The sequence below is a fragment of the Amycolatopsis lurida genome, assembly GCF_900105055.1.
In the GTDB taxonomy this organism is placed as follows: Bacteria; Actinomycetota; Actinomycetes; order Mycobacteriales; family Pseudonocardiaceae; genus Amycolatopsis; species Amycolatopsis lurida.
Genome location: NZ_FNTA01000004.1, coordinates 6837801 through 6861797 on the forward strand (window position 1 = coordinate 6837801; position 23997 = coordinate 6861797).

A 23997-nucleotide genomic window follows, 5' to 3' on the forward strand; every position below is an offset into this window, starting at 1 on the left:
GCGGCGTGGACCTCAGGATCTTTACCGAACCCCAGCAGGGGGCCAGTTACGAAGACCTGCTCCGGGTGGCCAAGGCCACCGAGGACGCGGGTTACGACGCCTTCTTCCGCAGCGATCACTACCTGAAGATGGGCTCGGCGACCGGGCTGCCCGGACCGACCGACGCGTGGATCACCCTCGCGGGTCTCGCCCGGGAGACCCGCCGTGTGCGGCTGGGCACCCTCGTCACCGCCGCCACGTTCCGGCATCCGTCGGTGCTCGCGATCTCGGTCGCGCAGGTGGATCAGATGTCGGGCGGCCGCGTCGAACTCGGCCTCGGTTCCGGCTGGTACGACGATGAGCACACCGCGTACGGCCTCGACCTGCCGCCGATGAAGGAGCGCTTCGACCGCTACGCCGAGCAGCTCGCCGTCGTCACCGGGCTGTGGGAGACGCCGGAAGGGGAGACGTTCTCCTTCGACGGTGAGCACTACAAGCTCGTCGACTCGCCGGGCCTGCCGAAGCCGGCGCAGCGGCCCCGGCCGCCGGTGATCATCGGCGGTGGCGGCAAGAAACGCACCCCGGCGCTCGCCGCCCGCTATGCGGACGAGTTCAACCTGCCGTTCGTGGGCCCGGACGTCGCCGCGGAGCAGTTCGGCCGCGTCGACGACGCCGCCCGCGAGATCGGCCGCGACCCCAAGGAGATCATCCGCTCCGCCGCGCTCGTGGTCGCCGTGGGTCGCGACGACGCCGAGGTCGCGAAGCGCGCCGGCGTGCTGGGCCGCGAGGTCTCCGAGCTGCGGGAGAACGGGCTCGCGGGGACGCCGTCGGAGGTCGTCGAAAAGGTCGGGCAGTGGCGGGAGAAGACCGGGATCACCCGGCTCTACCTGCAGCTGCTGGACCTCTCGGATCTGGACCAGATCGAGTTGATCGCGTCCGAGGTCGCCCCTCAGCTGGACTGACGTTTCGCGCGTGAAGGCCCCCTTCCCTCGGCTCAGCCGAGGGAAGGGGGCCTTCACGCGCTTCTCAGTTCTGCAGGGCGAAGGTGACGCCGGGGGCGGCCGGGGCTTCGGGGCGCGGGAGCCAGCGCTCGTCGCTCACCGGAAGGTCGCCTTCCAGCGCCGCCAGCACGGCGTCGCGCGCCATCGGCAGCACCGACGCCACGGTGACCTCGCGGTCGAGCTCGTAGGAAAGCGACGTCACGCCGGCGTCCCGGATGCCGCACGGGACGATCTTGTCGAAGGCGCCGAGGTCGGCGTTGCAGTTCAGCTCGAACCCGTGCATGGTCACGCCACGCTGGACACGGATGCCGATCGCGGCGATCTTCCGCTCCGGGCCGCGGTCGTCGGCGGGGATCCAGACGCCGCTGCGGCCCTCGACCCGGCCGGTGTGCACGCCGAGCTGGTCGCAGACGGTGATCAGGGCCTCTTCGAGCCGCCGCACGTAGTGCACGACGTCGATCGGGTCGGCGAGTTTGACGATCGGGTACCCGACCAGCTGGCCCGGCCCGTGCCAGGTGATCTTGCCGCCGCGGTCGACGTCGATCACCGGGGTGCCGTCGGTCGGCCTGTCCTCGGCTTCGGTGCGCTTGCCCGCGGTGTACACCGACGGGTGCTCCAGCAGCAGCATGGTGTCCGGGCCGTCACCGTCGGCACGGGCTGTCACGTGCTCTCGCTGGAGTTCCCAGGCTTCGGTGTAGTCGATCGTCCCGATCTCGCGGACGTCGACGGGCTCGGTGGAGGCGCGGCATGACGTGGTCGAAGAGCTCACGTCAGCGACACTACGCCGGGTCTTTCGGCAGGGGGAGCAGGCCCAGTCCGGCCGCCGCGATCAGGCCGACGCCGCCCACCGCGAGCACGGAACCCGCGGTGTCGGTCAGCCAGTGCACGCCGAGCACGATGCGGCAGAGGGCACCCGCCACCGTCGCCGCGGCGGCGATGATGATGATCGCCAGGCGCGCGAGGTGCGGACGGGTCCACGCGCACAGCAGTACCGCGACGAACCCGGTGCACGCGACGGCGACGACGTGCCCGCTCGGATAGCTCAGATCGGGGAATTCGCGCGGCCGCTCCCGGTAGAAGACCGGCTTCGCGATCAGGCTGGTCATCCGGCACAGCAGCAGGACGACGGCGAGTTTGACGCACAACACGGTCAGGTTCCGGCGGCGCCAGGCGAGCACCACCAGCACCGCGCCCAGCACGAACGGCAGGACCGGGCCGAGGACGTTTGTGACCAGGCCCGCCACCTGACCGGCAGGCTCGGTGTGCTGGCCGCGGAACGCGTCGGCGAGCGCGACGTCCACCGGCGGCGGCCGCTCGTCGACGGACAGGCCGAGGACGACGAAGCCGATCAGCAGGAGGAACCCGGCGAGGGTGTACAGACCGCGCCGCACGGTCATGTCGCGGCGGCCAGCGCGTCCTCGAGGGTCGGATGGCGGAACGCGTATCCCGCCTCCTCCAGCGCACGCGGCATGGCACGCTGCCCGAACAGCGCCATCTCCTCGGCCGCCTGCCCGAGGGCGATCTTCATGGCGAAACCGGGCACCTGCCAGATCGCCGGCCGGTGCACGGCGCGGCCCAGGGCCTTCGTGAAGGCGGCGTTCGTGGCGGGCTGCGGGCCGGAGAGGTTGACCGCGCCGGACAGCGTTTCGTTCTCCAGCGCGAAAACGATCGCGCCGACCTCGTCGTCGAGCGAGATCCACGGCATGTATTGCTTGCCGTCACCGAGTTTTCCGCCGAGCCCCAGGCGGAACAGCGGGCGCAGGACGTCCAGTAGCCCGCCTTCGCGCGCGAGCACCAGCCCGGTGCGGATGCGCACGACGCGGACGCCGGCGGTGGCCGCCGTCTCGGTGGCGGCTTCCCAGGCGGTGCAGAGTTCGGCGAGGAAACCCCGGCCCACCGGGCTTGTTTCGTCCACAAGGGACGGACCGGCGTCGCCGTAGTAGCCGACGGCGGAGGCGTTGACCAGTACGGGGATGCCGTGTTCGGCGACGGCTTCCGCGAGGACCTCCGTCGGTTCGACCCGGCTGTCGAGGAGGACCTGTTTGCGGGCCGCGCTCCAGCGCCCGGGCAGCAGCGGCGCTCCCGCGAGGTTCACGACGGCGCCGACCCCGTCGAGTGCGCCGTCCGCTATCTCGCCGGCGGGAGGATCCCAGCGGCGTTCGTCGGCCGCCCGCTCTTCCCGGCGGACGAGCCGGACCACTTCGTGCCCGGAACGGCGCAACCGTGTCGTGAGGGAGGTACCGATCAGTCCGCTCGCGCCCGCGATCAGAACTCGCATGATCCGATCGTGTCCTATCCGCGATCCGGGCGCACGCTCAGGTTCTTCAGTTGCCCGGCGACGTCGGACGCGGCGGTGAGCAGCACCAGCACCGGGATCGTCGCGGCGGGCCGGAGCCGGTAACTGCCGCGTTTGTCCTGCTCGACGATCCCGGCGCCGGTCAGCGCTTTGAGATGGTGGTACAGCTGGCCCGGCGAACCGAGTTCGGCGGCCTCTTGAAGGGCGGGCGCGGTCTGCGCGCCCTTCTCGGCCAGCGTCCGCACGAGTGCCACCCGTGCGGTGCTGGACAGGGCCGCGAGCACTTCGACCCGCGGCCCGTCCGCGAACGCCAGCATCGGACCGGGCGTGACGCTGATCGCCCAGTTCAATTCGAACGGCTCGGTCAGTTCGCCGTGATAACCGACCAGACCGCCAGGGCTCGCCGCCGGTTCGGTCTGCTGGCTGTGTCCTCCTTCGAGCGCGGCTACCCGTGCTTCGAGGGCGGCGATCCGCTCGGCGAACTCGGCGTTCATACCGGTTATCTATACCGCCGCCTCAGTGAAGCGCTTGTTCCAGGGCGGTGAACCGGGCCGGGTCGGACAGCGCCGCGAGCAAGAGGTCGATGAGCGGCAGGGCGTTCTGCATGTCCTGGTCGCTCACGCCGGTGAGCAGGACCGCCGCCGTGCCCGAACGTCCGCCCGGCCAGCGGACGGAAAGCCCGATGGTCAGCGAACGCGGCAGGCTTCCGCCCTTGAAGAGCACTTCGCTCGCTCCGGGCGGTACGCGATCCGAGAGCGGTTGTGCGAGGATCTCGCGCGCGGGTGTGTAGAGGCCTTTCGCGATGCTTCGGTGAAGCGAGAACAGATCCGACGCCGAGCCTTGGCCGTGTCCCTTGGCCCACGGCCATTGGGCGTCGGAGGTGCCGGGCATCTCGGGCCAGCGCTTGAAGGCTTCGGCGCGGAACCCCGGATCGCGGACGAACCGCCGCGCGACCGCGTCGCCCATCGCCCGCCGGACGGCGACCGGGCTACCGGGTCGAGGCGCGTACTCCGACATCATCAGCATCAGGACCTCGCCGCCGAGCGATCGGGTGTCCGGCCGGAACCAGCCGCCTCGCGCCGCCGCGTGCCGGAGGGCGGGATCGCCCAGCCGGGTGCGGAGATAGTCCGCGGCGGCGTTGTCGCTGAAGAAGATCATCGCTTCGGCGAGCCTCGCCAGGGGAACACGCTGTTCGGGGTCCTTGGCGATGCCGTAGTCGTCGCAGGGGACGCCCAGCCAGTTGAGCGCCTGGAAATGCGCGCGGCCGTCGGAGACGAAGGGGTGGTGGGCGTCCCAGTCGCCCATCCGGATCTGTTCTTTCGGGTCGAGCCTGCCGTCGGCCACCGCGACGGCGTACGCGCTGAGATGCACGACTTTGACGGACGAGGCCAGAACGCGCCGGACGTCGGCATTGCGCGAGGCGCGCCGACCCGCGCCATCGTCGATCAGGACGGAGACATCGCTCTGGTGGGCGGCGATCCAGTCGAGCCAGCCCTGTTCGGTCGCCGTGTCCGGCTGGGCCGCGGTCGCGGTTCCCGGCAGCAGCAACGCGGCCGAGCCCGCGGCGGCGCCCGCCAGCAGATGGCGTCTCGTCAGCATGGGTGACGTCCCTCCTCTTGTTTTCCGTAATTCCGGAATACTAGAGTAAGAGACGCCTGTCAAACCCCGCAATTCGTCATCTGGTTGCGGTAGTTGGTCATGCCCACTACCGCAACCAGATGACGAATTGCGGGGAGAAAGAGGAAGGCCCTCGCCCCGCCGAAGCGGGACGAGGGCCTTCACGGACCACCGGAGGATCAGAGACCGAGCTCGTCCTCGAAGTTGCCCTCTTCCAGACGCTGCTTGATCGTCGTGACGAAGCGGCCCGCGTCGGCCCCGTCCACCAGGCGGTGGTCGTAGGTCAGCGGCAGGAACGCCATCGACCGGACGGCGATCGTGTCGTTGCCGTCGGCGTCCGCGATCACGACCGGGCGCTTCACGACCGCGCCGGTCCCGAGCATGCCGGACTGCGGCTGCACGATGATCGGCGTGTCGAACAGGGCGCCGTTGGAGCCGATGTTCGTGATCGTGAAGGTGCCGCCCGACAGCTCGTCCGGCTTGATCTGGCCCGAACGCGCGCGGCCCGCCAGGTCGGCGATGCGGTGCGCGAGACCGGCGAGGCTGAGCTCACCCGCGTCGTGGATGACCACCGACAGCAGACCCTTTTCGGTGTCCACCGCGATCCCCAGGTGCACCGCACCGTGGTAGGTGATCTCCTTCGTGTCCTCGTTGTAGGACGCGTTGACGTTCGGGTGCTGCTTGAGCGCCTCGACGGTGGCCTTCGCGAAGAACGGCAGGAACGTCAGGTTGACGCCCTCGCGCTCCTTGAAGGCCGCCTTCGCCCGCTGGCGGAGCTTGGCGATCTTCGTGACGTCCACCTCGTGGACCTGCGTGAGCTGCGCGGAAACCTGCAGCGACTCGCGGGTCTTCGTGGCGGTGATCTGGCGGATCCGGCTGGCCTTCTGCACGGTGCCGCGCAGGGCCGCGAGCTCCGGCGAAACCGCGGCCTTGCGCGGAGCCGACGGGGCGGCGGCGGGGGCCGGGGCGGCGGCGGGCTGCGCGGCGGGAGCCGGGGCGGCCTTCTGCTTGGCCTCGGCGGCCGCGAGCACGTCCTGCTTGCGGATGCGGCCACCGACACCGCTACCGGACAGCGACGACAGGTCGATGCCGTGCTCCGAAGCGAGCTTGCGGACCAGCGGCGTCACGTACGGCGCGTTGTCCGAGCCGTTGTCGCTGCTCGCCGCCGGCTTCGGGGCCTCGGCCTTGGGAGCCGGGGCGGCCTGCGGAGCCGGGGCGGGCTTCGGCGCGGGAGCCGCTTCGGCCTTGGGCTCGGGCTTCGGTTCCGGCTTCGGCTCGGGCTTGGGTTCCGGCTTGGGTTCGGGCTTCGGCTCGGGCTTGGACTCGGCCTTCGGGGCCGGGGCGGAACCGGCGGCACCGATCACCGCGAGCACACCGCCGACCTCGACGGTCTCGTCCTCGCCGGCGCGGATCTCCAGCACGGTGCCGGCGACCGGGGACGGGACCTCGGTGTCGACCTTGTCCGTGGAGATCTCGAGCAGCGGCTCGTCGACCTCGACGCTCTCGCCGACCTGCTTGAGCCACCGGGTGACGGTGCCCTCGGTGACGCTCTCGCCCAGCTCGGGCAGCTTCACCTCGGTGCCTTCGCCGCCCGAAGCCGGCGCGGTGTCCGGCTGAGACGGAGCGGAAGCCTCTTCCTTCGCGGGCTCCGGCTCCGGCTCGGGCTGCGCCTCTTCGGCGGCCGGCTCGGCGGAACCGGAGGACTCCGGCACCCCGCCGGTCCCGTCGTCGATGACGGCGAGCTCGCCGCCGACCTCGACGGTCTCGTCCTCCTGCGCGCTGATCTTCACGACCTTGCCGGCGACCGGGGACGGGACCTCGGTGTCGACCTTGTCCGTGGAGATCTCGAGCAACGGCTCGTCGACCTCGACGGTGTCGCCCTCCTGCTTCAACCACCGGGTGACGGTGCCCTCGGTGACGCTCTCACCGAGCTCCGGCAACGTGACGGAGTAGGCCATCGTTCGCTGACTCCCTTGATATGTCTTGCTTGGTCTGGTTCTTCGACGGTGAGACGTCAGCTGTGGACGTGCAGCGGCTTGCCCGCGAGGGCGAGGAACGCTTCACCGAGGGCCTCGGTCTGAGTGGGGTGCGCGTGGATGAGGGGAGCCACGTCCTCGGGGAACGCCTCCCAGCTGTAGATCAGCTGCGCTTCGCCGATCAGCTCGCCGACGCGGTCGCCCACCATGTGCACGCCGACGACCGGCCCTTCCGGAGCCTTGATCAGCTTGACCCCACCGGAGGTCTTGAGGATCTGGCTCTTTCCGTTGCCGCCGAGGTCGTAGGTGAAGGTGGTGACGTCGGAGCCGTACTTCTCCTTCGCCTGCGACTCGGTGAGGCCGACCGAAGCGACCTCGGGGTGCGAGTAGGTGACGCGCGGGATGCCGCTCTCGTCGATCACGCGCGGCTCCTGGCCGGCGATCTCCTCCGCGACGAAGATGCCCTGCTGGAACCCGCGGTGCGCGAGCTGCAGGCCGGGGACGATGTCACCGACGGCGTAGACGTTCGGCAGGTTGGTGCGCAGGCGGTCGTCGGTGAGGACGAAGCCGCGCTCCATCTTGACGCCGGCCTCCTCGTAGCCGTGCCCGGCCGAGTTCGGGCCACGGCCCACGGCGACCAGCAGCAGATCGGCTTCGAGCGTCTCGCCGGACTCCAGCGACACGCTGACGCCGTTGTCGTCCTGCTTGGCGCCGGTGAACCGGACGCCGGTCTTGAAGGCGATCTTGCGACGGCGGAAAGCGCGCTCGAGCTGCTTGGACGCGTACTCGTCCTCGTTCGGCACCAGGCGGGGCAGCGCCTCCACGATGGTGACGTCGACGCCGAAGGACGCCCAGACGGACGCGAATTCGACACCGATGACACCACCGCCGAGGACGATGACCTTCTTCGGGATGTAGTCCAGCGAAAGCGCCTGCTCACTCGCGATGATGCGGCCGCCCAGCTCCAGGCCGGGCAGCGTCTTCGAGTACGAGCCGGTGGCCAGGATGACGTTCTTGCCGGTGTAGCGGGTGCCGTCGACCTCGACGGTCGTGCCGCCGACGAACGTCCCGGTGCCCTCGACGAGGTTCACCTTGTGCGCCTTGGCCAGGCCCTGGAGGCCCTTGTACAGGCGCGAGATGATCCCGTCCTTGTACTTGTTGACGCCGGCGATGTCGATACCTTCCAGCACGGCCTTGACGCCGAAGGTCTCGGCGTCGCGGGTCTCGTCGGCGACCTCCGCCGCGTGCAGGAGGGCCTTGGTCGGGATGCAGCCTCGGTGGAGGCACGTCCCGCCAAGCTTGTCCTTTTCGATCAGGGTGACGGAAAGGCCCAGCTCGGCCGCGCGGAACGCGGCGGCGTAGCCGCCCGATCCGCCACCCAGGATCACAAGGTCGGCGGAGGTGTCGGTCACTTCAATAACTCCTCGGCAAGCGGTAGGGGTGGTGCTCTGGCGCCGCTTTGCGCGGTATACGCGCGCGCGGACACTTGCCATCTTGTCACTACGTGTGGAGAGCCTGCGACCTAGGCCGCGTCCTGTGACCCACGGGACACGACCCGCGCGGGTCGCCACGGTGAGCACACACCCGAGTCGGGATAATGGACACTGGACGCGAGTGGGAAGTGAGGTGGTCGGAGTGGGTCTGTTCGACTCGCTGCGCCGGCGCTCTAAAGGCGGGCAGAAGCCCGGTACGCTGCGGAAAGCCTCTTCAAACGACTTCAAGCACCTCGAAGAGTGGGCGGCTTCGAGGACCGGCGTCGAGGCTTATGTCGAGCCCAAGACCAACGTCACGGAGACCACTGTCGTCCTCATCGCCCACGACGGCGAGTGGACCCGGCGCCGGATCGAGAGCCTGGACGCGGCGCAGCAGTTCGGCCGCAAACGGTCGATCCCCGTGTACGAGGTGGCGCGGGTCGGCTACCCGAAGCGGATGCGGGAGTACACCGAGCGGAAGAAGCGCGGCGAAGCCTGAAGTCGCCTTGTCCACGCGAAAGTGCCGCTTCGGTCCGGGTGGTCGTGAGTGGCAAGTGTCGTTCTAACGACACTTACCACTCACGACCACGGTGACCGAGGCCCTCACGGACTTTCACGCGGATTGCGCCAAAAGGAGTAGGTGCCGCTCCAGCAGCGCCCGGAACGTCGGATGCACCGTCGTGCCCAGCGCCGGGTCGATCTCGACCGTCCGCCACTCGTCGCCCGCGGCCGTCAGCAGCACGACGGCCGGTTCCGCGATCACGACGACACCGCCTTCCGCGCGGAGTTCCGCTGTCCCGAGCAACCGCGGGAAGACGACGTCGGCGGGCAGGCCGTCGCAGGTCTGCAGGAACTCGCGGTAGTCGTCCGGCAGCTGGAGCCCTAGCCGCGCTTCGGCGGCGCCGATGGTGCGAAGGGACGCGGCCGGGGGAGCGGTGCCGCCGCCGCGCAGCCGCAGGATGCCCGCGATCATTTCGCGCCAGGAGCCGGTGTCCGGCGGGTAGCGTTCGTACAGCGCCGCGACCAGCGCCCCGGCACAGACTTCCGGCCACTCGCCGAGCCCGAGCGGGTCGGCTCCCGCGATCAGACGTGCTGCGAGCCGTCGTGTCGCGGCGAGCACGGCGACGTCCGGGCGGCCCTGGCGCGACGCGATCTCCGCCCAGGCGTCCAGATCGCCTCGCGCGACGGCTTCGCGCAACCGGTCCGGCCGCGACGGCCCGAGCTGCGCGACGGCCTCGCCGATCGGGGAACCGCCGAGCAGACCGTCGAGATCGGACGCCCGCCGGGCGAGGTACTCCTCGTGCGCGCGTTCCTCGGCGTCGAGATCGAGCGGAGTCAGCGCCGCGGCCCACTCCGGCCGCGTCCCTCGCGCCTCGAAGAGCATCGCCCACGCGCGGGCCCGCACCGCGCCGGGCACGAGCGCGGTGACGGGGCGTTCGGTGAGCGCGTGCCAATGCGTGACCAGCCTGTCGGCCTCCGTCATCGCCCCGGAAACGGCGAACAGCAGCGCCGCGTGCGCGATCCGATCGTCGAGCGCCGCGTCGTCACCGCTCAGCACGTCCTTGATCGCGCCTTCGAGATACGCGTCCTTGTCCACGGGACCGACCTTGCCACAACGAGCGGCCTACGAATTCGGCGGACGGCCCCCGCTCCGAAAGGCAGGAATGAAGACGCACGGCCGCCGGACGCTCGGAATCATGGTGAGTACAGGGAATCCCGTTCCCGCAGACCTCGAACCGAGCGCCGTCTTCCCCACCGGCCAGCTCCCAGACAGACGGGTACGAGCCGTGCGTCCTTTCCGTATCGATGTTCCGCAGTCCCAGCTCGACGACCTCGCCCGGCGGCTGGACAACGTCCGCTGGCCGGATCCGGGCCCCGTCTCCGGATGGGAACGCGGTGTCCCACTGGACTACCTGCGGGAGCTCACCGAATATTGGCGCACCCGATACGACTGGCGGGCGGCCGAGGCGCGGTTGAACCGCCATCCCCAGTTCACCACCGAGATCGACGGCGCGAACGTCCACTTCCTCCACATCCGTTCGCCGCGGCCCGACGCGACGCCCTTGCTGCTCACCCACGGCTGGCCCGGGTCCTTTGTGGAATTCCTCGACATCGTCGAACCGTTGACACAAGGGGATCCCGCCTTCCATCTGGTGATCCCGACCATCCCCGGCTTCGGCTTTTCCGGTCCCACCGGTCAGGAGGGCTGGGACGTGCCGCGGGTCGCGCGCGCGTGGGCGGAACTGATGCGACGGCTCGGCTACGACCGGTACGTCGCGCAGGGCGGCGACTGGGGGAGCGTGATCTCGCTGCAGGTCGGGCTCGCCGACCCCGAGCACGTCGCCGGTGTGCACCTCAACATGCTCGTCACGTTCCCGCCGCCGGATCCCGCGGCGATGGCGGATCTGGACAGTGAGGATCTCGCGCGGCTGGAACACGGTCAGTGGTTCGCCGACGACGGGATCGGCTGGCAGAAGATCCAGTCCACCCGGCCGCAGACCCTTTCCTACGCGCTGACGGATTCGCCGGTGGGGCAGCTGGCCTGGATCGTGGAGAAGTTCCAGGAGTGGAGCGGCTCGACGACGGTGCCCGAAGAGGTCTTCGACCGCGACGACCTGCTGACCAACGTGATGCTCTACTGGCTCACCGGGACCGCCGGTTCGAGCGCCCAGATCTATTACGAGACAACGCATCTCACCCCTCAGTTCATCAGCACGTGGGGCGGGCCGTGGCCGCTGACGATGCCGGTCGGGGTCGCCGTGTTCCCCGCCGACGCCACCCGGCCGATCCGCAAGTTCGCGGAGCTCAGCCTGCCGACTTTGGCGCGGTGGACCGAATACGACCAGGGCGGCCACTTCGCCGCGCTGGAGCAGCCCGGGCTTCTCGTGGAGGACGTGCGGAAGTTCGTGATCTCGCTGGGGGACTAGGCCGGGGGGCCTGGGAATGACCGATCCATATCTAGGGGAGAGAGCGGAAACACTATGTACGAACGGATACGTGTCGAAGACGTGCCCGAACGATTCAATGTCACCGAGTACTTCCTCGATCACGCCGAGGATCACCGGATCGCCTTGATCGACGACGGCGAACCGGTGTTCTACGGCGAGCTCAAGGCCGTGACGAATCAGGTGGGGCACGCGCTCCGGCACATGGGGGTCCGTCGGGGCGACCGGGTCCTGCTCGCGCTCAACGACGGCGTGGAGTTCGTCGCCAGCTGGTTCGCCGCGCAGAAGATCGGCGCCGTGACGGCGGAGATCTACAGTTTCCTGCACCCGAAGGACTTCCGCTATTACCTGGACTACGTGTCGCCCGCCGTCGTGGTGGCCGACGCGTCCACAGTGGACAAAATGCGGGAGGCGGGGGCGAAGAACCTCCTCGTGGCCGGAGTGGCCGCGGAGGAGCTGCGTGACGACGAATGCGCCTTCGACGAGATGACCGCGGACTGGCCCTCCGAGCTCGAGGCCGTCGCGACCCTCAGCGACGAAGAGACCATCTGGAAGTTCACCTCGGGCAGTTCCGGCGCGCCGAAGGCATGCCCGCATCCGACGCGGAGCCCGCTGCTCAACTACGACTGGTTCGCCCGTGGCGTGCTCGACCTGGGCCCGAACGACGTCGTTCTCGCCGTTCCCAAGCTTTTCTTCGGCTACGCGCGGGACATGGTCGCGCTCTATCCGTTCCGGGTCGGCGCGACGGGCATCATCTTCAACGAGCGCACCACCGTGGAGAAGATCTTCGAACTGGTCGCGCGGCACAAGCCGACGATCCTGGTGAACGTGCCGACGATGATGAGCGCGATGGTCGCGCATCCCGACGCGGCGAAGCAGGACTTCAGCTCGCTGCGCGCCTGCCTTTCCGCGGGTGAGGGACTGCCGCCCGACCTGCACCGGCGGTGGAACGAGGTCTTCGGGGTCGAGGTGATCGACTGCCTGGGGTCGGCGGAGGGGTACCACGCCTATCTTTCCAACCAGCCGGGGCAGATCCGCAGCGGCAGCCTGGGGCGGCTCGTGCCCGGGTACCAGGCCGCCCTGGTCGACGATTCCGGGCAGCCGGTGCCGGACGGCGAAATCGGGCGGCTGGAGCTCGTCGGCCCGACGTCGGCGAGGGAATACCGTGGGGCGCCGGAAAAGACCGCGGAGACCTTCGTCGCGGAGAACACCATCCGGTTCGGGGATCTCTTCGAGCGGGACGCCGAAGGCTACTTCTACTACCGGGGCCGCGCGGACGACCTGCTCAAGGTCCGCGGCGTATGGGTCGCGCCCGCCGAGGTCGAGAACTCGCTGCAGGCGCACCCGGCGGTCGTGTCCTGCGCGGTGGTCGGCTACGAGGAAGGGGGACTGACGAAGCTGCGCGCCTACGTCATCACCTCGGATCCGCTGGAGGCCGAAGACCTGCGGGACTTCGCCAAGGCGAACCTTTCGCCGCACAAGCGCCCGCACGACTTCCGGTTCGTCGACGTCATCCCGAAGACGCCTTCGGGCAAGCTCGACCGGCGCGCGCTGCGCGGGGAAAGGAAGCCTCACGATGTTTGAGGTGGATGTCGCCGGCTACCTGGCCCGGCTCGGGGTGCTCGACGAGCACCATCCTTCGCCGCACGGACTGCGGGCACTGCACCGCGCCCATGTCGAGCGCGTGGCCTATCAGACGGTCGACATCCACCTCGGCAGGCTCACCTCGGTCGATCCGCGGGCGAGCGCGGACCGGATCGTCCGGCTCGGCCGGGGTGGGTACTGCCTGGTGCTCAACGGGGCGTTCGGCGCGCTGCTGGACGCACTCGGGTATCGGATGCGGCGGCATCGCGGCGCCGTCTTGATCCGTCGGGACCGCCCCGCGCCCGCGCTCGGCAACCACCACGCGCTGACCGTGCACGACCTGCCGAGCGAGGACAACCCGAGCGGGCAATGGCTGGTCGACGTCGGTCTCGGCGACGCGCTCCACGAGCCGTTGCCGCTGGTCGCCGGCGAGTACCGGCAGGGTCCGTTCACCTATGACCTCCGGCCGTCGCCGACGCTCTCGGACGGGTGGCGGTTGGGCCACGACCCCGCCGGGGCCTTCGTGGCGATGGACTTCCTCTCGGAACCCGCCGTGCCCGCGGATTTCGCCGCCAGGCACATCGAACTCTCGTCCGCGCCGAACTCCCGGTTCGTCCAGGTGTTCTCGGCGCATCGCCGGGACGCGACCGGGGCGGACGCGCTCCGCGGTTGCGTGCTCTCCCGGATCGGGACCGGCGCCGACGCCGGTCCGCGCGAGCTGGCCCGCCGCGAGGAATGGTTCGAGGCGCTCGGCGACATCTTCGGAATAGGTCTCGGTGACCTTACCGACGCGGACCGTGAGCGGCTGTGGCGCAGGGTCCGCACGGCCCATGGGGTATGGCGCCAAGGGCGCAGTCCAGAAGACGTCATCAAACCGGCGATTCGGACAGGATTAATCGCGTAATAACCGGGCCGATCAGCAGAGGGGCCATAATCATGTCCAGTGGAAAGGCCGGGCGTGTCGGGACATTAGAGGGACTTCGCGGGGTGCTCGCACTCGGGATTCTGCTCTATCACGTCGCCTTCATGACCGGAGTAGCCAGTTTCATCGATCAGCCCGGCCACCCGTTCTGGGGTGTCTTAATCGACGGCCTGATGATCCTTTTGCCGCCGTTCTTCGTGATGTCCGGCATGTTTCTTTTCCGCGCACATGCGCGGAACACCGTCCTCGGGACGAAGAAGCCGTCGACGAAGTCCTTTCTGTGGGGACGCGCGCTGCGCATTCTTCCCGGGTATTGGGTCTTGGTGATCGTCGGTCTGCTCACGATCAACCTGACGGCCATCGACGGCGCCGGTGACATTCTGCGCCCGCTCACGATGCTGCACTTCTTCTGGTGGGAAGGTCAGCCGGTCATCGGGCTCGAGCACACCTGGACGGTGCCCGCCGAATTCACGTTCTATCTGCTCATGCCGATTCTCGGGTGGATGGCACACCGATTCGCGCGGAATGGTGCGACGCCGGCGCAGCGTGCTCGCCGGATGCTGATCCCGCTCGCCGGTTTCTCGCTGATCGGCTTCGGCTGGATCCTGCTGACCAACTTCCCGGGCTTCACCGCGCCGTCCCAGCTGTGGTTCTGGCCGATCTACTTCTTCCCGGTGTTCGCGGTCGGCATGGCGCTGGCGGTGCTGGCGGCCTACGCGGAGGTCGCGCCGCGGAAGCCCGCGATCTATCGCATGGTGCTCAAGCGGCCGAACCTGTTCTGGGTCGTCGCGCTGGCGCTGTTCGCGGTCTACACCTGGAAGCCCATCGGCATCCCCGGTATGGGTGACGTTCCCGCCATGCTGCAGGAGTTCCTCGGCTTCTTCCTCGGCCTCGCCTTCGCGGTGCTGCTCGTGCTGCCGCTTTCGGTGCCGGGTGCCACGTCGAAGTTCCAGGAGCGGGTGCTGGCCAATCGGCCGATCCGGTTCGCGGGCAAGATTTCGTTCGGAATCTACCTCTGGCACGTGGTGATCGTCGAATACTGGTTCGCCAATGGCAGCATTTTCGGTGTCGAAGCCGTGCACGACATCGTTTTCCGCGGTACGACCGGATTCTGGCCGATGCTCGCGTTCGTTCTCGGCTTCACCGTGGTCGCGGCGACGCTCAGCTATTACCTGATCGAGCGTCCGGCGCAGCGATTGCGTCACCGTCGCGCCAAGGCGCCTGTCACCCCATTGAGTGTTACCGGTGACCAGCAGCCGCAGCCGGACACCCGTGCCGCCTGAGGCGTGATCGGAATACAGCAACCAAGGAGATGCTTCACCGAATCGGGCGACCCTATCGTTCGCTTCGAGGCGGCCTATGAGGTCGTCCTGATTCGGACTCCTGTTTTCGGGAATCTTCAGAGAGGAAACCGATGAGTGACATCCAGGCGAAAGTCCAGCAGGTACTCGACGAAGCCGTGGCATCCGGCGCGGAACGAGGCGTGCAGGCGGCCGTCTATCAGAACGGAAAGCTGGTGGTCGACGCCGCGGCCGGCGTGACCGACGCCGAGTCGAACACGCCGGTCACGCCGGACACGCTGTTCTTCGCCACCTCCACCGGCAAGGGCCTGACTTCCACGATCGTCCACGTCCTCGCCGAGCGCGGCGTCCTCGACTACGACGAGCCGATCGCGAAGTCGTGGCCGGAGTTCGCGGCCCACGGCAAGGAGAACGCGACGCTGCGCCAGGCGCTCTCCCACACCATCGGGCTGCCGGAGATGCCGGGCGACATCACCCCCGAGGGCCTCGCCGACTGGGACGCGGTCTGCTCCTTCATCGCCGACTCCGAGCCGTGGTGGACGCCGGGCACCAAGACCGGTTACCACGCGCTCAGCTTCGGCTACATCATCGGCGAGGTCGTGCGGCGCAAGACCGGCAAGCCGATCGACGAGGTGCTGGACGAGGTCGTCGCCGGCCCGCTCGGGATCTCGAAAGAGGTCTTCTTCGGCGTGCCGGAGTCGGAGCTGGGCCGCGTGGCCAAGCTGGAGGACGTGGAGGGCGCGGCCGAGGCGCTCGCCTCCATGCCCGCCGACATGCCGCTGTTCAAGGCCGTCCCGCTGGGCGTGGCACCGCAGGCCGACATCTACAACCGTCCCGGTTACCTCAAGGCGAACGTCCCCGGTGGCGGCACCATGACCGCGCGCGGCGTCGCCCGCGTGTTCGCGGCACTGGCGGGCGAGGTCGACGGCGTCCGGCTCATCTCGGACGAGCGTCTCCACGAGGTCGCCAAGCCCGCGGCGACGGACGAAGACCAGATCTTCGGCTTCCCCGCCACCAAGACGCTGGGCTACGACTTCGGCATGCCGTTCAAGAACGCCGCCGAGACCCCGAACGAGTTCGGCGCGGGTGGTCTCAACGGGTCGGCGGCCTCGATCGACATCGCGACCGGCACGGCCATCGCGGTCAACAAGAACCGCATCACGATGGGCGACTACAGCCTCTTCGAGAAGGTTGCGGAAGTTGTCCGCGAGCACGTCAGCTGAACCCCGTGGTGACGGCGACGCCGAAGACGTCGCCGTCACCACTCCGGGCGAGGCGACGACCGCCGAGGGTTCCCACGACACCGCGTACAGCACCTATCTGGCGCTGGACACGCTCCTCGCGATCCAGCGGCCGAAAACCGAACAGCACGACGAACTTCTCTTCGTGATCGTCCATCAGATCCACGAGTTGTGGTTCAAGCAGTTGCTGCACGAGCTCGGTAACGCGCAGAGGAGCCTGGCCTCGGCGGCCGACGGCCCCGCCCTCCGGGCGCTCAGGCGCACCCGGTCCATCATCCGGGTCCTGATCACCCAGATCGACGTACTCGAGTCGATCACACCGGAACAGTTCGACGCGTTCCGTGAGTTGCTCGGTGGAAGCGGGCACCAGTCCGCGCAGTTCCGGGAGATCGAGGTCGTCTTCGGCCGAAGTGACCGGTTCGCCGCCGAGCAGTTCGCGCCGGGCAGCCCCGATCGCAAGCGGATCGAGGGCAGGCTCGGGGAGCCCGCGTTGTTCGATTCCCTCCTTCGTTACCTCGCGGCGTCGGGTTATCTCCCGGCGCCGCGGGGCGCGCGGGTGGCTCCGGACAGTCCCGAGATCCAGAAGGCGCTGCGCGCCGCGTATCGCGACGACGGGGTGGCGGCACAGATCTGCGAGCGATTCGTGGATCTGGACCAGCTGCTGCAGGAATGGCGGTTCCGGCACTCCGTGCTCGCCAGGCGGGTCATCGGGGACCAGACCGGCACCGGTGGCTCCACCGGTGCCGCGTACCTGCGTGAATCCGTTTTCAAGCCGTCCTTTCCCGCGCTGTGGCACGTGCGGGACACCGGGTGGGCGGCGGACTAGGAGAGGACGTCAGGTGGAAGCGGTGGATGCGTCGTCCATAAGGGACGGTGTCGGTGTGGGGGGCGTCAGGCGCCCGGGGAGGCACCGGTCCCCGGTCAAGGCGCTCAATCACCTCCACCGGTGGTGGCGGGGTGGCGCGTCCGCGGCTTCCTTCCCCTACCGGCCGGTCCTCGGGCACTTCCAGGCGGTGGGCCGCAATCACGCGGACCCCGGCCTCGTCGCCACCCTGCGTGCGGCGCGCGACGTGCTGCCCGCGGGCCATGACGACGTCCGCGCGCTGGTCCTCCGGCAGTGGCTGCCCAGCACGGTCGACCAGGAGGACGGCGACTACGACACCTACGCCGGTGTCTCGCTGCTGAATCTCCTGGCCGACTCGTACGGCTCCGGCGAGGTGGTGGACGACACGCTCGACGCCCTGCAGGTCGTCATCCTGGCCGATCTGCTGCGTTACGAGACGTCGGCCCTCGCCGAGGAACCCGATCTGCTGCGTCAGCAGGTCCGCGTCAAGGCGTGTCTGCGCGCCTTGGCGCGGGCCGACGAGCTCGCCCCGCGAGCCCGCGGCCTGGTTCCGGCGAACCCGTTGGGGGACAACGCGATCCGCGATCTCGGCAGGGACGATCTCCTGGCGCGCGGCGCCGAACTGTCCCGGGCCGTGCGGTCGGCGGCGTCCCCCGCGATGCGGGACGCGGTCGAATTCGCGATGCTCCCGACCACCTGGCTGCACGACGAAGTCATGTTCATCCGCAGCATCCAGTCGTTCGAAGTGGTCTACCGGCAGGTGGCACGCTGCCTCGAACGGGCGACCGCGGCGCTGGACGCGGGCCGTCCGGCCGCGGCGTCGGACGAACTGCGGGACGCGACCAGGCGGATCACCGCGACGAGCATGCTGTACCGGATCCTCACGTCCATGCCGCCGGACGCGTTCGCGATCATTCGCGCCTACACGCACGGCCGCAGCGCCGTGCAGTCCCGGTCCTTCCGGCTGGTGGAGCAGTACAGCGCTCCGGCGGCCGAAAGCGAGTTTCCCGGACCGTCGCTGCAAGAGGTGTACGAAGCGCGGCTCGCCGCCGGGGGACCGGCGTCACTGAGCTATCTCACCGAGACGATGCGCGGCCTCGACTCGGCGTGGCGGTTGATGAAGCGCACCCACTGGGGCATCACCCTCAAGGTCATCGGGAGGGTGCCGGGCACCGGGGGGACCGCCGGTGCGGCCTATCTGGAGCAGGCGGCGGCTCGTCCGCTGTTCCCCGTGCTGCATCCGCGGCAAGACGACTGGAGGGACCGGATTGCCTGAGCACGAGGGCGACTACCGCGCGCTGCGCCGGAAGATCATGGGATACATCGTCTCCCAGGCGATCTTCGCGGTGACCGATGCCGGCGTCGTCGACCTACTCGCCGAAGGGCCGGTCGAGGTGGAGACCCTCGCCGGCGAAGCCAGGGTGGACGCGGACGCGTTGACCCGCTTCCTGCGCGTCCTCGTCGCCGAGGACCTGTTCGTCGAAGAGCCGCGTGGCACCTTCGGGTTGACCGCGAGCGGAGAACTCCTGCGATCCGACCAGCCGGGTTCACTGCGGCATCTGGTCACGCTGATGCGGGGGGAGTCGTACCTGGCCTGGCAGGACGCCGGGCATTCCCTCCGCACCGGGGAGGCGGGTTTCGACGCCGTGTTCGGCAAGCCGCTGTTCGAATGGCTGGCCGCGCACCCTTCGCAGGCGGCCGACTTCGACGCCGCCCAGGCGGGTCTGGTGGCGAAGCGGATGGAACCGCTGTTGGACTCGGCTTGGTGGGATTGGAGCGGTACGTCGTCGGTCGTCGACATCGGCGGCGGCAACGGCACCCTGCTCGGTGCGCTGCTGGCACGCCACGGTCACCTGACCGGGCGGTTGTTCGACCAGCCGCATGTCGTCGAGCACGCCGACCTGACCGCGCACGGCGCCGGCGTCGCCGGCCGCTGCGAGGTGGTCGGCGGGGACTTCTTCGCCGCGGTCCCCGGCGGCGCCGACGTCTACCTGCTGGCGCAGATCCTGCACGACTGGAGCGACGAGGACGCCGTTCTGATCCTCCGCCGGATCCGGGAGGCGATCCCGCCGCACGGCAGGCTGCTGATCCTGGAACAGATCATTCCCGACGACGACCGGCCACATCCCGAGAAGCTGCTCGACCTGCACATGCTCGTGCTGCTCGGCGGGCGCGAACGCGGGGAGGCGGAATGGCGCGGGCTGCTCGTCGAGGGCGGTTTCGACCTGGTGGAGGTCCACCGCGGTCCGCGTTCTTCGCTGCTGGTGGCCGCCTCGGCCTCGTGACCTGAGTATCTGAAGGCCCCCTTCCCTGCGCTCGCGCAAGGAAGGGGGCCTTTTGTCGTTGGAGGCGGCGCCGGCGTGGGCGAAACTCGCGTGATTGAAGACGTAACTAGTGGAGTTGCCCCCGGATGGCGGACACGGGGTTTTCACGCGGCTTGTTGGTGACTGTAGTTGGTTCGGGTTTCGTGGGGTGTGCGGTGGCCGAGTGTCGAATGTAGACGGTTGTGGTTGTAGTAGTGGAGGTAGCGGTAGAGGTCGTGTCGTGCCTGGTGGCGGGTGGGCCAGATGGTGGTGCCGATCTCGGTTTTGAGGGTGGCGAAGAACGCTTCGGCGACGGCGTTGTCGTAGCAGGATCCGGTCCGTCCGATCGAGGGCCGGATCCGGTGTTCGGTGAGCGCGGCGCGGAACTGGGCCGAGGTGTATTGGACGCCGCGGTCGGAGTGGAAGACCGCGTCGGGGTGGATCAGGCCGCGTGCGGTGGCCAGGGTGATCGCGTCGCAGACCAGGTCGGCGCGCAGGTGATCGCCCATCGCGTGCCCGACGATCTCGCGGTTGTGCAGGTCGATCACCGTGGCCAGGTAAAGCCAGCCCTGGAACGTGGGCAGGTAGGTGATGTCCCCGACGAACCGACGACCAGGATGCTCGGCGGTGAAATCACGGCGGATCACGTCCGCCACCGGTGTCACCGCAGCAGCGGCGGGTTTGGTCAGGCTCCGGCGTTTGCGGCGGGTGATCCCGGCCAGGCCCTGCTCCCGCATCAGCCGCTCGACTCGTTTGTGGTTCACCACGTGTCCGCGGCGGCGCAGCTCCGCGGTGATCCGGGGCTGCCCATAGGCGCCCCGGTGCTGCGTGTGGATCGAGGCGATCACCGCTATCAGCTCCCGCTCCTGTTCCGCCGCGGCCTCCCGGGCCGCCTCGGCGGCGGCCCACTCGTGGAAACCCTGCCGGCGCAGACCCAGGACCTGGCACAACCGCTTCACGCCGAACTCGGCGCGATGCTCGGAGATGAACCGGTAGCGGTAGATCATCGATCCATCTCTTTGGCAAAATAAGCGGCTGCTTTGCGCAGGATCTCCTTCTCTTTCTGCAGCTCAGCGACTTGTTTCCGCAGTCGTTGGACCTCGTCGGTGACCGCGGGATCCTCCACCGGCCCGACTTCAGCGGCTTGCTTGGCGGTGTTCACCCACGACCGCAGGGTCTCGTGATTGACACCCAGCTCACGAGCGATCTGACGCAACGGCCTGTCACTCGTGTTGACCAGCTCGATCGCGTCACGACGGAACTGCTCCGGATACTTCGACCTGCGAGACACCAGGACATCCTCCCTCCAGACCAGCGTCTGGAATCAAGGTGTCCGCTCCCAGGGTGCAACTCCACTAGCGTGATCAGACGCGGCACACGTGAGTTACGTCTTCAAGCACGCGAGTTCCGTCTCTGATCACGTGAGTTACGAGTTCGGCTCGGCCGGCACGTGTGATCAGGTGGACGACACGCGTGATTGGACGGACGACACGCGTGATGGGGCGGACGTGAAAGATCCCCTCCGGCGAAGGGGAGCCGGAGGGGATCGGGGGAGGGATCGGTGCGGCGGGGTCAGCCGTTGAACATCGTGGAGCGCAGCCGGGCCAGGTCGTCGAAGGACGAAAGGTCCGGCACCGTCCAGCCGTTCAGGTCGTACTCGCCGAGGCACTTCTCGGCGAACTCGCGGTATTCGTCGAGTTGCCCGCCCGCGCGCTGGCCGGCGAGCAGCTCGAGCCGGATCGACTCGTGGTTGCCCGAGTAGTTGCGTTCGTACAGTTCGTGCCTGCCGCCGAATTCGGTCCCGACGGCGTCCCACAGCAGTTTCATCACCTTGACGCGTTCCTCCGCGTCGGCGCCGTGCGAGCCGCGGAGGTACTTGTCGAGGTACGGCCGGATCTCGGGATTGCGGAAATCGTCCGTGGTGGAGTTGACGTAGATCAGGCCGCTCGCGACGTCCTGCTGGATGATCTCCTTGATCTTCGGATACGCGAGCTGCATGAACCACCGGTAGGCCTGGCCGTACTGGGGGTTGGGCAGCACCGCGCCGTTCTTCCACGGCACCGGATTGCGCGCGGCCGCGTCCGAAAGTCCCCAGAAAAGGTTGCGCCAGGCCAGAACCTCGCCCACGCGGGTCTGCACGCCGCGGAAGTTCAGCGTGCCGGTCAGTTCGAGGGCCTTGATCAGCAGCCCGACGATGAAGTCGAGTTTGACCGCGAACCGGGTACAGCCGTGGAACGCGGCGCGCTCCATGAACCCCGACTGGCTGGAGAACACCTGGACCTTGCCGAGGTGGCCGTGGACGAAGACGTTCTCCCAGGGGATGAGCACCTTGTCCAGCACCATGAGCGTGTCGTTCTCGTCCATCCGCGAGGAGAGCGGGTAGTCGAACGGACTGCCCATCACCGCGGCCGACGCGCTGTAGGACGGACGGCAGACCAGCTTCAGGCCGGGCGCGTTCATCGGCACGGTGGCCATGATGGCGAACTTGCGGTCCTTGATCGGCAGGCCTACGTGCGCGAGGAAGTTGTAGTGGGTGAGCGCGGACCCGGTCGCGACCACCTTGGCGCCGCTGACCACGACGCCGGCGTCGGTCTCCTTCTCGACGTGGACGAAGACGTCGGCGACCTCGTCCGGCGGGCGGTCCCGGTCGACGGGCGGGTGCACCAGCGCGTGGTTCCAGTAGAGCACCTTCTCCTGCGACTCCCGGTACCACCGGCGCGCGTTGTCGGCGAAGGGCTCGTAGAAGTCCGCGTTGGCGCCGAGCGTGCCCAGGAACGAGGCCTTGAAGTCGGGGCTGCGGCCCATCCACCCGTAGGACGCCCTGGCCCAGGTCGCGATCGCCTGCTGATCGGCGACCAGGTCTTCGGCGCTGTGCGGCGTGGTGAAGAACCGGTGCGTGTAGCCGTCGCCGGAGTCGGTCGGCCGGGTCAGCACGTCGTGCGTTTCCGGCGCGTGCAACGAATCGTAGAGCCGGGCGATCATCCGCACGGGATTGTGGAACGCGGGATGGGCCGTCACGTCCTTGACCCGCTCGCCGTAGAGGTAGATCTCCCGGCCGTCCTGGAGGCTCTGGATGTACTCGTCCCCGGTGAAGGGGCGCGTGCCGGGCGCGGTCACAGCGAACCCAGCGTCGCGTCGGGGTTCGTGACGACCTTGCGCAGCACGGTCAGATAGTCGGCCAGCAGATCCGACATCGTGTCCGCGGTGAACCGGTTGGTGTTGAACCCGAGGCTGCCGACGGCGTCCGTGCCGGGGCCGAGGTGCAGCGTCCAGAGGATGCCGTCCGGGACGTCGGAGCCCGCCGGCTGCGACAACTCGCGGCGCCACAGCTTCGTGAACTTGAGGTCGCCCACTTCGACCGCCTTCATCATGTGCGGCGACCTGAGCGCCTGGAACGCGCCGACCTGACGGTGCTCGTCCATCGCCGGCACCATCAGCTGCGGTGCCTCCGCCATCAGGTGCATGAACGGGATGTCGTGCGAGTACGCCTCGACGCAGACCCGCCGGGTCAGCGCGATCGCGTCGCCGACCGTGGCGCAGTCCCGCAGATCCGTGCGCAGCGGCATGAAGTTGACGAACGAGCCGACGGTGTCGCGGAACCTGCTGTGCCCGCGGCCCGGCGTGAAGGTCGGAGTGACCACGTCGGTCACTCCGGTCAGCTTCCGGAGCAGGAGCTGGTGCGCGGTGAACAGGACCATGAACGGCGACGACTTGGTCTTGCTCGCCAGTTCCGTGGTCGCGGCGACGAGATCGGCGTCGATCCGGAACCGGTGCCACGCCGTCTCTTTCGGGATCCCGCTCGACCTCGGCAGGTCGGTGGGCAGCGTGGTGACCCCGGCGCCTTCCAGCGTCCTGCGCCAGTAGGCGCGTGCCTTGTCCGCCGCCGGGCTCGCCAGGTGCTCGCTTTCCCAGCGCGCGTAGTCCTGGTACTGCAGGGTTTCCGGCAGCTCGGGCGGTTTGCCCGCGCTCCGGTCCCGGTAGCAGGCGCCGATGTCGCCCGCGATCCGGTCCATCGCCCACGCGTCGGCCGCGGTGTGGTGCGCGTTGAGCATCAGGACCGAGTCGTGCTCGCCGAACCGGCCGAGGACCGCTTGGACCAACGGGAGTTCGTTGACGTCGTTGCCCTCGGCCTCGACCTCGTTGAGCAGTTCTTCGATCTGCCGCTGACGGTCCCCGGTCGGCGAAAGCTCGCGCACCGTGAGGCGGGGTTGCGTCGGCGGCTGGATCGACTGGTGCGGTGGATCCTGATCACGGACGACCACCGTGCGCAGTGCCTCGTGCCGCGCGACGACGTCGTACAGCGCCCGGCGCAGCAGGTCGAGGTCGAGACTTCCCTCGACCTGCCACGCGCCGACGACGTGGTAGAGCGGGCCGAACGGTCCGTCGGTGGGGCCCGCGTCGAACATGCGCAGGAATTCCTGGGCTGCGGTGAGCGGAATTCGGTCCGTGGGAGCGTCCGTGACGGACATGGCTGCACCTTTCGTTGGCGGCCGGTGTGGATGAAGTGCTTTCTCCG

General features: G+C 68.8%; 22 protein-coding genes. 10 read left to right on the top strand and 12 right to left on the bottom strand.

Annotated elements, in window-relative coordinates; genetic code table 11:
* The first annotated feature begins 5 nt into the window (after positions 1–5).
* Positions 6–941, top strand: coding sequence for an LLM class F420-dependent oxidoreductase (locus BLW75_RS37445; RefSeq protein WP_034324106.1), 936 nt, complete (start codon positions 6–8; stop codon positions 939–941).
* 64 nt (positions 942–1005) lie between these two features.
* Here BLW75_RS37445 and lipB read toward each other — a convergent pair whose 3' ends face one another.
* The 7 genes from lipB to lpdA all read right to left on the bottom strand — a co-directional run bounded on the left by lipB (position 1006) and on the right by lpdA (position 8281).
* A complete protein-coding gene (lipB, locus tag BLW75_RS37450; protein ID WP_034324109.1) occupies positions 1006–1749 on the bottom strand; it encodes a lipoyl(octanoyl) transferase LipB in 744 nt (247 codons plus the stop codon).
* Between the two features lie 10 nt (positions 1750–1759).
* Complete coding sequence (locus BLW75_RS37455) at positions 1760–2377, bottom strand: phosphatase PAP2 family protein (RefSeq protein WP_034324111.1); 618 nt, start codon at positions 2375–2377, stop codon at positions 1760–1762.
* Positions 2374–3258, bottom strand: a complete 885-nt coding sequence (locus BLW75_RS37460; protein WP_034324114.1) for a TIGR01777 family oxidoreductase — start codon at positions 3256–3258, stop codon at positions 2374–2376. Before BLW75_RS37460 ends, BLW75_RS37455 begins: the two co-directional genes overlap by 4 nt.
* Positions 3259–3272: 14 nt before the next feature.
* Entirely contained in the window at positions 3273–3770 is a 498-nt protein-coding gene (locus BLW75_RS37465) for an ArsR/SmtB family transcription factor (protein ID WP_034324117.1), read from the bottom strand.
* Positions 3771–3792: 22 nt separating this feature from the next.
* Positions 3793–4875, bottom strand: a complete 1083-nt coding sequence (locus tag BLW75_RS37470; RefSeq protein WP_034324120.1) for a serine hydrolase — start codon at positions 4873–4875, stop codon at positions 3793–3795.
* Positions 4876–5072: 197 nt separating this feature from the next.
* Complete coding sequence (gene sucB, locus BLW75_RS37475) at positions 5073–6851, bottom strand: 2-oxoglutarate dehydrogenase, E2 component, dihydrolipoamide succinyltransferase (protein WP_034324122.1); 1779 nt, start codon at positions 6849–6851, stop codon at positions 5073–5075.
* A 56-nt stretch (positions 6852–6907) separates the two neighbouring features.
* Positions 6908–8281: a dihydrolipoyl dehydrogenase gene (lpdA, locus tag BLW75_RS37480; protein ID WP_034324125.1), complete on the bottom strand. Its 1374-nt coding sequence runs from the start codon at positions 8279–8281 to the stop codon at positions 6908–6910.
* A gap of 214 nt (positions 8282–8495) precedes the next feature.
* Here lpdA and BLW75_RS37485 point away from each other — a divergent pair, with 214 nt between their 5' ends.
* Complete coding sequence (locus BLW75_RS37485; RefSeq protein ID WP_034324128.1) at positions 8496–8840, top strand: hypothetical protein; 345 nt, start codon at positions 8496–8498, stop codon at positions 8838–8840.
* Positions 8841–8954: 114 nt separating this feature from the next.
* Here the strand turns inward: BLW75_RS37485 and BLW75_RS37490 are convergent, their stop codons facing one another.
* Positions 8955–9938, bottom strand: coding sequence for an SMI1/KNR4 family protein (locus BLW75_RS37490; protein ID WP_034324130.1), 984 nt, complete (start codon positions 9936–9938; stop codon positions 8955–8957).
* A gap of 190 nt (positions 9939–10128) precedes the next feature.
* Here BLW75_RS37490 and BLW75_RS37495 point away from each other — a divergent pair, with 190 nt between their 5' ends.
* From BLW75_RS37495 to BLW75_RS37530, 8 genes are all read left to right on the top strand, one after another.
* Positions 10129–11268, top strand: coding sequence for an epoxide hydrolase family protein (locus BLW75_RS37495; protein ID WP_034324132.1), 1140 nt, complete (start codon positions 10129–10131; stop codon positions 11266–11268).
* An 81-nt stretch (positions 11269–11349) separates the two neighbouring features.
* Positions 11350–12870 (top strand): benzoate-CoA ligase family protein, encoded by a 1521-nt coding sequence (locus BLW75_RS37500; protein WP_034324143.1) that lies wholly within the window; start codon positions 11350–11352, stop codon positions 12868–12870.
* The gene (locus BLW75_RS37505; RefSeq protein ID WP_091600127.1) at positions 12863–13774 is read left to right on the top strand and encodes an arylamine N-acetyltransferase family protein; all 912 of its coding nucleotides are present in this window, start codon (positions 12863–12865) and stop codon (positions 13772–13774) included. Before BLW75_RS37500 ends, BLW75_RS37505 begins: the two co-directional genes overlap by 8 nt.
* A complete protein-coding gene (locus BLW75_RS37510) occupies positions 13678–15075 on the top strand; it encodes an acyltransferase family protein (RefSeq protein WP_143055416.1) in 1398 nt (465 codons plus the stop codon). Before BLW75_RS37505 ends, BLW75_RS37510 begins: the two co-directional genes overlap by 97 nt.
* Before the next feature lie 131 nt (positions 15076–15206).
* Positions 15207–16316 carry a serine hydrolase domain-containing protein gene (locus BLW75_RS37515; RefSeq protein WP_034324135.1) on the top strand — a complete coding sequence of 370 codons (1110 nt, stop codon included), beginning with the start codon at positions 15207–15209 and terminating at the stop codon, positions 16314–16316.
* A complete protein-coding gene (locus BLW75_RS37520; protein WP_091599181.1) occupies positions 16294–17160 on the top strand; it encodes a tryptophan 2,3-dioxygenase in 867 nt (288 codons plus the stop codon). Before BLW75_RS37515 ends, BLW75_RS37520 begins: the two co-directional genes overlap by 23 nt.
* 55 nt (positions 17161–17215) lie before the next feature.
* A complete protein-coding gene (locus tag BLW75_RS37525; protein WP_143055417.1) occupies positions 17216–18454 on the top strand; it encodes a tryptophan 2,3-dioxygenase in 1239 nt (412 codons plus the stop codon).
* Positions 18447–19463, top strand: coding sequence for a methyltransferase (locus tag BLW75_RS37530; protein WP_241784169.1), 1017 nt, complete (start codon positions 18447–18449; stop codon positions 19461–19463). The genes BLW75_RS37525 and BLW75_RS37530 overlap by 8 nt, the downstream gene beginning before the upstream one ends.
* Positions 19464–19606: 143 nt before the next feature.
* Here the strand turns inward: BLW75_RS37530 and BLW75_RS37535 are convergent, their stop codons facing one another.
* From BLW75_RS37535 to BLW75_RS37550, 4 genes are all read right to left on the bottom strand, one after another.
* Positions 19607–20488, bottom strand: a complete 882-nt coding sequence (locus BLW75_RS37535; protein ID WP_091599097.1) for an IS3 family transposase — start codon at positions 20486–20488, stop codon at positions 19607–19609.
* A complete protein-coding gene (locus BLW75_RS37540; protein ID WP_167373563.1) occupies positions 20485–20772 on the bottom strand; it encodes a transposase in 288 nt (95 codons plus the stop codon). The genes BLW75_RS37535 and BLW75_RS37540 overlap by 4 nt, the downstream gene beginning before the upstream one ends.
* 281 nt (positions 20773–21053) lie before the next feature.
* Entirely contained in the window at positions 21054–22598 is a 1545-nt protein-coding gene (locus BLW75_RS37545; RefSeq protein ID WP_034324490.1) for a 4-hydroxyphenylacetate 3-hydroxylase family protein, read from the bottom strand.
* Positions 22595–23950, bottom strand: coding sequence for a condensation domain-containing protein (locus BLW75_RS37550; RefSeq protein ID WP_034324486.1), 1356 nt, complete (start codon positions 23948–23950; stop codon positions 22595–22597). Before BLW75_RS37550 ends, BLW75_RS37545 begins: the two co-directional genes overlap by 4 nt.
* Positions 23951–23997 lie beyond the last annotated feature (47 nt).